Raw genomic sequence first — 10,131 nt, 5'->3', positions numbered from 1 at the left:
GATCCATTCGACCGAACCACCAACAGGACTCAACCACCACCCTGTCGACCGGCGCGCATTCTACACGCCAGATCCAGTTTTGCAAGCCCTTCATTTAACTTAACTCATTGATTAACAAGAAGTTTTTGAAGCGCTTCATCGCTGAAGTGGCGCGCATTCTACCGCCAGCAGAATGCGCGTCAAGCAGAAATTGCAGTTTTATGACTTATAACGCTTCAAGTGCTTCACGCAGCCCGCTGCGTCGCTCCACGCGTCGCTGCACTGCCTGCTCGAAGATGCCTGGGCGACTTTCAATGAGACTGAACCAGTGACGCGCTCGCGTGATACCGGTGTAGATCAGCTCTTTGGTCAGCACCGGGTTGAGGCTGTCAGGCAGGATCAACGCGCAATGAGCGAACTCCGAACCCTGCGACTTGTGCACGGTCATCGCGAACACGGTCTCCACCGCGCTCAGGCGACTGGGCAGGATATGGCGCAAGGTGCCACTGCCGTCATTACGCGGAAATACCACCCGCAATACCTGGCGCTCAGGTGCACCTGGAGATTCAGGCGGTTCCGGCAGCCGCAGCGCAATACCAATGTCGCCATTCATCAGCCCAAGGCTGTAGTCATTGCGCGTTACCAGCACAGGTCGACCTTCATACCAGCCCTGCGCCTGCTCTAGGAGCCCACGGCGCATCAACGCTTCGGCGATACGCTCGTTAAGCGCCTCCACGCCCCATGTGCCTTTACGAACCGCACAGAGCAACTGGAACCGGTCGAACGCCGCCAGGACATCACCGGCCCAGCCATCCCAGGCATGGACATCGGCACCAGGAGCGGGACGCCCGGCCTGCATCAGCTGCAGATAATGTGCATAGCCCAGCGGACGATGCTCGCCATCACCCTGTCCGTCTATTAGTAGTCGCTCCAGCGCACGATCCTGCTCGCCCGTCAGGCGCAGCACATGCAGGTCGTCCGTACCTGCTGCCAGAGTCGCACGTGCTGCCTGCGCATCGCTCTGGTTCACCGCACGCGCCAGGCGCCCGATGCCCGAGCCACTGCCGAAACGCCGTGAGTGGCGCAGCATGACGATATGCTGCGCCAGCGCCTGGTCACCGCTTACCAGCGCCGGGTCTTCCAGTTGCTCCCCCGTCTGCTGTTCCAGCCAGGTACGCGTAGCCTCGCTATAGCCGCCACTTTCAGCCTCCCGACACAGGTCACCCAGCACCGCACCGGCCTCCACCGACGCGAGCTGATCCTTGTCGCCCAGCAGAATCAGACGCGCATGCGTCGGCAAGGCATCCAGCAGGCTGGCCATCATCTCCAGATCGATCATCGACGCCTCGTCGACCACGAGGACGTCGAGCGGCAAGGGGTTGGCCGCATCGTGACGGAAATGGCGGCTGCCGGGACGACTGCCCAGCAGGCGATGCAGCGTCGTCACCTGGGTCGGAATCTGCTCACGCACCCGCTCGTCCAGCGCCAGGGACTGAACCTGCGCGCCGATGGATTCAGTCAGACGCGCGGCGGCCTTGCCCGTAGGCGCCGCAAGACTCAGGCGCAGCGGTTCGCCTGTGGCCATGGCAGACGCCTGCAGCAGCGCCAACAGACGGACTACCGTAGTCGTCTTGCCGGTTCCGGGTCCCCCGGTGATCAGCGTGAAGCGTCCCTGAGCGGCCATGGCACAGGCCAACTTCTGCCAATCGGCCAGGCGCTGGCCGTCCACCACCAGCGCGTCGGGAAAGAGTGAAGCCAGGCGCGCAGCCAGATCGGCGGGTGCGGCTGCGCTCGCCTGTAGACGCTGGGCGATGTTGCCTGCCACCTGGCGTTCGTAGTTCCAGTAACGGCGCATATAAAGGCAGGTGCCACTGAGCACCAGCGGCGCACCTTCTGATTCCAGCAGCGAGCTACCGGCAAGAGCCGCCAGCCATGACGCCAGGCTGAGCCCGGCCAGCACCTGCGACGGCAGGATCATCGCTTCTTGCGCATCCTCACCTTCCGGTGGCAAAGACAGGATGAAATCAGGGTTAGCCAATGTGGCTGCCAGGTCGAGACAGACATGCCCCTGCCCCAGCTGATGGCTGGCCAACGCGGCGCCGAGCAGCAGCAAGGGCGAAGCGTCCGGGTCCAGTTCGGCAAACAGCTGCGCCAGAGCCCGATCCAGCTCGCGCAGCCAGCCACGCTCGCTCCATGTCGATAGCAGGGAAAAGAGTTCGGCGCGATCTCGCAGCGCCGGCGTCAGCATCGCACTCATGCCGCGCCCTCCTCGGCTTCGCCCATGAACAATGCATCCAGTCGCTCGATCAGCTCGCGAGGCGGCCGGGCCAGGTAGGCGCCCTGCTGCGGTGCTCGGATAAAGAGGTAGAGCGCGCCACCCAGATGCTGGTCATAGTCGTAATCCGGCAGGCGCAGACGCAACTGCCGATGCAGCGCCAGCACATAGAGCACGTACTGCAAGTCATAACGGTGGCTGGCGATGGCCACTTCCATCGCTTCATGGGTGTAGGCGCCATCATCGCTGCCGAGCCAGTTGGACTTGTAATCCGCCACGTAATAACGCCCCTGATGTTCGAATACCAGATCGATGAAACCCTTGAACATGCCGTTGAGGGTATCGGCACGCAGCGGCTGCCTGGCGATACCTGGCAACTCGCACTGCTGCACCCACTGATCCAGCAGCCTGACGTCCACCCCGCGCGCTTCGAACCAGAACTCCAGTTCGGGCTGATACTGCGTCAGCTCCGCCAGCACCACGGCATCCGTGCCCTCCAGCTGCAGCGGCTGGGTCAGCAGCGCCAGCAGCCAGTCCTGCAACGGATCGATCCAGCTTTCCAGTCCACGACGCTGACAACGCCTGGCCAGCGCCTCGCGCAGTTTTGACGGTTCCCGCACCAGCGCCACAAAGCCTTCCTGGGCCGCCATTTCCAGCAGGCCATGGAGGAAGGTGCCGGGGTTCGGCCCGCGCGGAAAACGATGCAGCCCCTGAGCGGAGGCCGGCAGCGGCGCCAGAGCCAGCAACGGATCTTCATCGTCGATGGCGGTCTGCATCGCCGGACTGTCGGGGGCGGCGTCTTCGTGGCGGCTGGCCTGGCGGGGCGCGTCCTCGTCCAGACGTAGCGCACTGTAGGAGGCGATCCACCAATGTTCGGCGGCGCGTCGTACTGGCGTGCGCCACTGCGGCTCGAACTGCTCATCTTCGATCATGCGATAGCGCTGCTCGCTGGCGGCCGGCACCGGCGCCACGGTACTTTCAAACCCGGATGCAAAGGGCTCGAGCCAAGCGGTGAGTTCGTGACTGGTTGTCAGCGACGCGCCGCCACCGAGCAGGTAGCCCAACGCCGACTCATGCAGGCGCGACTTCTTGCTGTTGCCGATCTTCAGATCCGCCACACCCAGCCAGCAGGCATGCCGGGCGCGGGTCAACGCCACATAGAGCAGGCGCAGGTCTTCGCCCAGGCGCTCACGCTCGGCGCGCGCCAGGCTGTCTTCATCGGCCTTGAGCACCAGCCGGCGACGTTCACCGTCGTGGATCTGCAGCGGCTTCTTGTCGTCCACTGGGCGGAACGCACAGATGAATGGCAGGAACACCAGGGGATACTCCAGGCCCTTGGACTTGTGGATGGTCACCACGCGCACCAGTGCCTCGTCGCTCTCCAGGCGCAACACCTGCTCGTCGGCAGCCTGGCCCTCACCGGCCAGCAACTCGCCCAGGTGGCGAATAAGCGCCAGCTCGCCATCGAGTTCGGCGGCAGCCTGCTGCAGCAGTTCGGCCAGGTGCAGCAGGTTGGTCAATACCCGCTCGCCATCGTCACGTCCCATCAGCCGCTGCGGCAACTCGAAGTCCTGCAGCAACTGGCGCAGCATCGGCAGCACACCCTGGCGCTGCCAGCGCTGGCGGTAGTCGCGGAACTGCATGACGCGGCGTTCCCAGGTGCGCTCGTCGAGGTTGAGCTGCTCCAGTTCGCTCAGTGCCAACCCCAGCGGCGCGCTGGCCAGCGCCGCCCGCCGCGGGCGATCCTGATCCGGCTCGGCACAGGCACGTAGCCACAGCAGCAGGTCGCGTGCCTCCTGTGCAGCGAACACCGAATCCTTGTCGGAGAGATAGACACTGCGCACACCGCGCGCAGCCAGCTCGCCGCGAATGGCCTGCGCCTCATTGAAGTCGCGCACCAGCACTGCGATATCGCTGGGACGCAAGGCACTCAGCACCCCCTCTTTGTTGAAGCCGGCCTGTCCGCGTTGCCCCAGATCCAACAGCCGCACGATCTCGCTGGCCGCACCGGCGGCCACCACATCCAGATAGACGCCCTTGGCAACCGGCTCGTCGCTCGCCAACTGCCACACCGTCAGGGCTGGCTGGGCCTGGCCGCCGACGCTCCAGACTTCGCGCCGGCCCTGTGCACCCACTTCGATGAAAGGCAGATCGTCGCGCAACAGAAAGGCCCCTTCGCCGCCGTCACGCTGTTCGGCACGCAGGAAACCCCCGTTGACGGCATCGACCATGGCCTGACTGGAGCGAAAGTTCTTCTCCAGGTTGTCGTGCCGACCGAAGGCCGCCCGACGCGCACGCAGATAGGTATGAATATCGGCGCCACGGAAGGAGTAGATGGCCTGCTTGGGGTCGCCGATCATGAACAGACCACAGTCGTCGCGGTTGGCGTCGACCTCGTAGAGCGTATCGAAGATGCGGGACTGCAGCGGGTCGGTGTCCTGGAATTCGTCGATCATCGCCACCGGGAACTGGCGGCGAATCACCTCGGCCAGGCGCGTGCCGTTGCTGCCTTGCAGGGCAGCGTCCAGGCGCACGAGCATGTCGTCGAACCCCATCTCCGCGCGCTGGCGTTTCTCCCAGTCGAAGCGCTGGCGAACCCAGGCTGCCGCGTGTCGCACCGCCGCATCAGCGGGGTCAGGCAAGGCGGCGAGCTGCGCCTTGAGCAGAGCCATGGCGTCCAGCGCTGGATGACCCGGCACTTCGCCCTTCCAGGCTTCCGCAAGACCGTCGGGGGTCAGGCGAGTGACCCCCGTGCCCCGGTCGAGCCGCGACTCTTCGCCGCCGGCCCACTCACGCAACTTGGCCAGCCAGGGGTTATAGAAGCGCGCCTGGATTTTCTTGCCATCCACCTGCTTGGCCGCCACTGCTGCATCCAGCAACAGCTGCAACTCATCGGCCCAGGCCAGCCAGGGCGACTTGAGCGCGGCAAGCGCCTGCTCGCGCTGCTGCAATGCGTTGTCGAGCAGTTCGCCCAGCGCCTGCGCCGGAGCCTCGCCCTCTTCACTCAGCAGCGGTCGTAGCTTTGCGCCCAGCACGGAGGGCGTGCCCCAGGCACTTGCCACCCATTGCAGCGCCGCGCCCTGCAGTGGATAGCAGTGCTGGCGCCAGTAATCGCGCACCACTTCGGCCAGCAGCTCGCTGTGGTCCGTCTCCAGGGTCTGGCTGAACAGGCTGCCGCTGTCGAAGGCATGCTCGCGCAGCATGCGCTGACACCAGCCGTGAATAGTGGACACGGCTGCCTCGTCCATCCACTGCGCTGCCAACTCCAGGCGGCGGGCGCACTCGTCCCACTGCGTCTGGGCGAAATCACCGCGTAGCTCACGCAGCAGGTCATCGCCCTGGGCATCACCGCGGAATACGGTCGCAGCTTCGACCAGGCGCGCGCGAATCCGGTCGCGCAGTTCGCGCGTGGCCGCATCGGTAAAAGTCACCACCAGAATCTGCGGCGGTAGCAACGCCTCGCGGAACGCGGCGTCGCCGCCATGGCCGAGAATCAGCCGCAGGTAGAGCGCGGAAATGGTGAAGGTCTTGCCCGTACCGGCGCTGGCCTCGATCAAACGGCTGCCGTGCAGGGGAAACGTCAGGGCCAGTGGGCGCTGTTGGCTCATGCTGAGTCCTCCTCGAGCGCCTGGGGATGACTGTCGAGCAGAGGCTGGTAGAGCTGCTCGCTCCATGCCGGAAACTGACCATCGGTGGTAAGCGCGGCGTAATTCGGGAACTGCCTAGCCAGACTGGCGCTTCCCTGGACTTCACCTGTGAGGTTGTAGCCGCCCTCGTAGACACTACGGGCCTTGTCCTCGTTGTTGTCCTGCAACCAAGCCAGCGAGGTTTTCAGGGCGACCGGCAGGGGTGCCTGCATGCCGGCGCTCCAAGCTTGCAGCCAAGTGGTCAGTACACGGGCTGCGTGCTCCGCAGGTAGTGGCTCGAACGCCAAGCTGCGATCCTCGCCGACCAGCAAGGTGGTCAGCGGCACACCACAGGCCGCGGCGATGACGTGCAACGCATAGGGCCGCAGCAGACGATGCCATTTCCAGCTCTTGTCTTTGTGCAGTGCACCCGGTAGCAGCTCCAGGCGCGCCAGGCTGCCATCGGCCTTCTGCCTCAACCCGGCGAGCCAGCCATCGAGCTCAACACCGGCTGCACTGAAGAGCAGACGCTGTGGCGACTCGACCGGAGTCGGCCAGCACAGGCAAAGCCCCTGATAACGCCGCAACTGCGCCGGCAGCGGCTCCAGCAAGGCGTTGCGATACTGTTCGCCAAAACCAGCCAGCGGCAGGACACCACTGCGCTGCAGGCGATCAGCTGCCGCCCTCAGCGCATCGTCGTGGTCCCCGTCGCCTGCTACCGCCGCCTTGAGCAAGGTTTCCTGCAACTGGTAACGCTGCAGGCCGTCGAGGGCGAACGGTTCACTGTCGAGCTGCGCCTGCTCTTGTTCATCGAGAAACACCTTGAGGCGGCGGGTGAAAAAACACTTCACCGGGTCACGCAGAAACGACTGCAACAGTTCGGGCGTGATCTGTTGCCCCACCTCCCAGGCCGATAAGGGCGCAGCGCTCTCACCCGCCAAGGCCTGGCCATGCAGGGCGGCCCACTCGTGGGCATAACTGAACAGTTGCGCCTCGCCATTGAAGTACCGGCGGCTGAAAGGCTGCAAGGGATGCTCGGTGGTCAGGCCATGCAGAACGTCGCCGCCATCGGCCAGCGTCCAGGCACTGCCAAGGTGGTCGCGCAACTGGCCGACCAACACGGACGGCGGGCGCTCGCTGTTGTCGCGAATGCTGCGCCCTACCCAGCTGATATAGAGACGATCACGTGCTGCCAGCAGTGCTTCGAGCAGCAGATAGCGATCATCCTCGCGGCGTGAGCGGTCACCGGGGCGGTAATCACCGGCCATCAGATCGAAATCCAGCGGCGCCTGACTGCGCGGATAGTCGCCATCGTTCATGCCCAGCAGGCAGACCTGACGGAACGGAATCGCGCGCATCGGCATCAGCGTGCAAAAATTAACCGCACCGGCGAGAAAGCGCTGACTCAGCCGCCCCTGATCGAGCCCGCCGAGCCAGGCTTCGCGCACCACTGGCAGAGTCAGCGCTTCGCCCAGCGTCGCAGCCTCGCACAGCTCCAGCCAGGCATCCAGCGCATCGAGCAACTGAGTCGTGAGCACGTCTTCGCGGTCGTTTTGTGACAGGAAGAAATCGTCGAGCACGCTGCGCAAGCGTAAGCCCCACTGCACCGGTGTGGCCGGCTCACGCATTTGTTGCAGGTGGCGGTCGAGGGTTTCCAGCAGGCGCGTTACCGGGCCGATCAATGCAGCATCGAGCCCGCCGATCTCGTCGTAAGGTTCGATACCGGCAAAGGCGTCGGCCGTGCCCACTGCATAGCCCAGCAGCATGCGCCGCAAGCCGAAGCGCCAGGTGTTCTGCTCCAGATTCTCGCCGAGGCCCAGCGACTGCCGCTGAGTCGCGTCCAGCCCCCAGCGCACACCGGCACCCTCCAGCCAGCGGCGCAACGTGGGCAGCTGATCCTCGGCAATGGCGAAGCGTTGACGCAACGCGGCGACATCCAGCAGATCGAGAATCTCGCTGACGCTGAAGCGGCTGTCCGGCAGACGCAGCAAATGCTCCAGCGCGATGATCATTGGCTCCTTACCGCGCAGCCCCTGGTCGGCCAAGGTGAAGGGAATGAACCGCGGGTCGTCGCTGGCGAACTGGCCGAATACGGCCTGAATATGCGGTGCGTAGGCATTGACGTCCGGCACCATGACGATCACGTCGCGCGGCCGCAGCGTGGCATCCTCGCTGAAACTGGCCAGCAGTTGATCGTGCAACACCTCCACCTCGCGCTGAGCGCTGTGGGCGATATGAAAGCGCAGCGAATGATCACGCGCGGGGTCGACCGGCGGCCAGGTGCTGCGCGTTTCCGCCAGCGGACGCAGGTCGAGGATATCGTTCTGTAGTTGGCCAAGCAGGCTGTTCTCGTTGGCCGGGCTGAACAGGTCGATACGGTCGAACTGCTCGCGGTAACGCTGCGGCTCGTCGTACTGATCCAGCAAGTTGATGTAGTCGCGCCCCTGCTTGCCCCACGCCGCGAGCAGCGGCTGCCCGTGCTGGTGCATGTCTTCCTGCTCGAACAGGCCGATCTGGGCACTTGGTTTTCCCTTGCGCTGCTGACGGCGGTATTCGTGGCGCAGCAGATCCTTGTCTTCGACGATATCGCCCCAGTGGTGCTGACAAGGGTTGTGCACGTAGAGCATGACCTGGCTGAAACGCGCCATGGCCGCCAGCGCCTCCAGCACCTGGGCCGGCAACGAGGAAATACCGAAAACGGTGATGCGCCGAGGCAGCCCAGGAGGCACTGCATCCAGCTCGCCCATTCGCGCGACGAAGCGCGGATGCACGCCAGCGCGACTTCCAGCCAGGTGCTGCTCGCCAACGTCCGCCAGCAAGGCACGCCACAGTGCGGGTTGCCAACGGGAATCGCCCTCCAGCACCCTTTCGCCACTGCGCGAGGTACGCAGACGATCATGTCCTGCCGCCCAATCCGCCAGCCAGTCGGCGCGATAGACCTGGTATTGATCGAGCAGATCGGCCAGGCGCTCGGCCAGTTGGTGGCGCTTGCGCAGGTCCTGATCATCAGCAAGGAAGCGGCGCAGCGGAGCGAACGCCTCCTCGGCCAGCAGGCCCGGCAACAGCCGCATCAGACGCCATGTCAGCGGTGCCTTGTCCAGCGGCGACTGCTGCGGAATCGCATCCTTGCCCAACACGTTGCGGTACGCCTGCCAAAGAAAGCGTGCAGGTAGATCGACATCCAGCGCCGCCGCGATACCGCAACCATCGCGCTCGGCCAACGCCAGCTTGAGCCACTGGGCGATGCCATTGCTCTGCACCAGCAGCACCTCGTTCTCCAGCGGCCGTAGCGGATAGCGCCGCATCCACTGCACCGCTAGCGCACGCAGCTCTTCGAGGTGATTACCGTGAATGACGATAAGGCCGGGGGACAGCTCCGGGCTGGCGGGCATCGACTGACTCCTGTCGAAAATCGAAACGCAAGTTTGCCAGCATTTGGCGACAAGGTGCGTCATCAACGGCTATGTCACAAACGACCTGAAGCATTTGAGGCCGACCCAAAACGAAAAGGCCGGTCAACGACCGGCCTTGGTGGTAACGACAGCTGCAGGCGTCAATCAACCATGAGCTTGTCGCGATTCTTATCCAGAGTCGCCTCACCGATACCTTTGACTTCAAGCAACTCGTCAACCGAAGCGAAGTTACCGTGAGCCTCACGATAAGCCACGATTGCCTGCGCCTTGGTTGCTCCGATACCTGCCAACTCGCGCTGGAGAGTGTCGGCATCAGCAGTATTTAGATTGACGGTAACCGCCTGGGCAACCTGCGCAGAGGCCGTGGCGGCTGGTTCAGTCTTCGAAGTTTCTACTGCCGAAGCAGCAAGAGAGAGTGAGGTGAGAACGGCGAATAGAACGGAGGCAAGGTAGGCTTTCATCATCTTAACGTTCCTTGTAAGTGAGTAAGACGAGCAAGTTAGGCTCGTTCTTGAACCTAGACGCTATTTCCTCACTGTCAAACTGGAATGGGCGAGATCCGTCACCACTCGGTTGACGAGAAGGGCGAACTGATCGATGAAGCCAACAGGATTATACCAATGCCTTATCTACTCTCCCTCCAAACCTCCGCAGCCAGTGGCAGCTCATTTAGCTCAGCACGCGCCTCGCGCCAGGTTGGGTAATGCTCGGTGAGGATGGAGATGAAACGCTCGCTATGGGTAGGCTCCAGCAGATGCACCGAGGGTGTGCAGAATTTTGTGTAACCGGGGCTTGGGTTACTGCTGCGGCAGCCTGTCTTCGTAACTGATCGTAAAGC

At 63.7% G+C, this 10,131-nt stretch carries 5 protein-coding genes; all 5 read right to left on the bottom strand.

What is annotated here, in order from left to right; genetic code table 11:
• Positions 1 to 205: 205 nt before the first annotated feature.
• The 5 genes from recD to EGJ86_RS24345 all read right to left on the bottom strand — a co-directional run bounded on the left by recD (position 206) and on the right by EGJ86_RS24345 (position 10,053).
• Positions 206 to 2,236 carry an exodeoxyribonuclease V subunit alpha gene (gene recD / locus EGJ86_RS24365; RefSeq protein WP_125836913.1) on the bottom strand — a complete coding sequence of 677 codons (2,031 nt, stop codon included), beginning with the start codon at positions 2,234 to 2,236 and terminating at the stop codon, positions 206 to 208.
• On the bottom strand, positions 2,233 to 5,862 hold the full coding sequence (recB, locus tag EGJ86_RS24360; protein ID WP_125836912.1) for an exodeoxyribonuclease V subunit beta: 3,630 nt from the start codon (positions 5,860 to 5,862) through the stop codon (positions 2,233 to 2,235). Before recB ends, recD begins: the two co-directional genes overlap by 4 nt.
• Positions 5,859 to 9,272 carry an exodeoxyribonuclease V subunit gamma gene (recC, locus tag EGJ86_RS24355; protein ID WP_125836911.1) on the bottom strand — a complete coding sequence of 1,138 codons (3,414 nt, stop codon included), beginning with the start codon at positions 9,270 to 9,272 and terminating at the stop codon, positions 5,859 to 5,861. The genes recB and recC overlap by 4 nt, the downstream gene beginning before the upstream one ends.
• Positions 9,273 to 9,433: 161 nt before the next feature.
• Positions 9,434 to 9,757: a helix-hairpin-helix domain-containing protein gene (locus tag EGJ86_RS24350; RefSeq protein WP_106735349.1), complete on the bottom strand. Its 324-nt coding sequence runs from the start codon at positions 9,755 to 9,757 to the stop codon at positions 9,434 to 9,436.
• A 161-nt stretch (positions 9,758 to 9,918) separates the two neighbouring features.
• The gene (locus EGJ86_RS24345) at positions 9,919 to 10,053 is read right to left on the bottom strand and encodes a YgjP-like metallopeptidase domain-containing protein (RefSeq protein WP_125836910.1); all 135 of its coding nucleotides are present in this window, start codon (positions 10,051 to 10,053) and stop codon (positions 9,919 to 9,921) included.
• Between the last annotated feature and the right edge of the window lie 78 nt (positions 10,054 to 10,131).

The organism is Pseudomonas sp. o96-267 (assembly GCF_003935465.1).
In the GTDB taxonomy this organism is placed as follows: domain Bacteria; phylum Pseudomonadota; class Gammaproteobacteria; order Pseudomonadales; family Pseudomonadaceae; genus Aquipseudomonas; species Aquipseudomonas sediminis.
Note: the sequence above shows the minus strand (reverse complement) of the source record. Positions and strands in the feature narration are given on the sequence as shown.

Coding starts and splice junctions, on each gene's coding strand:
- recD (WP_125836913.1), bottom strand. CDS start 2,236: ATGAGTGCGATGCTGACGCCGGCGCTGCGAGATCGCGCCGAACTCTTT.
- recB (WP_125836912.1), bottom strand. CDS start 5,862: ATGAGCCAACAGCGCCCACTGGCCCTGACGTTTCCCCTGCACGGCAGC.
- recC (WP_125836911.1), bottom strand. CDS start 9,272: ATGCCCGCCAGCCCGGAGCTGTCCCCCGGCCTTATCGTCATTCACGGT.
- EGJ86_RS24350 (WP_106735349.1), bottom strand. CDS start 9,757: ATGATGAAAGCCTACCTTGCCTCCGTTCTATTCGCCGTTCTCACCTCA.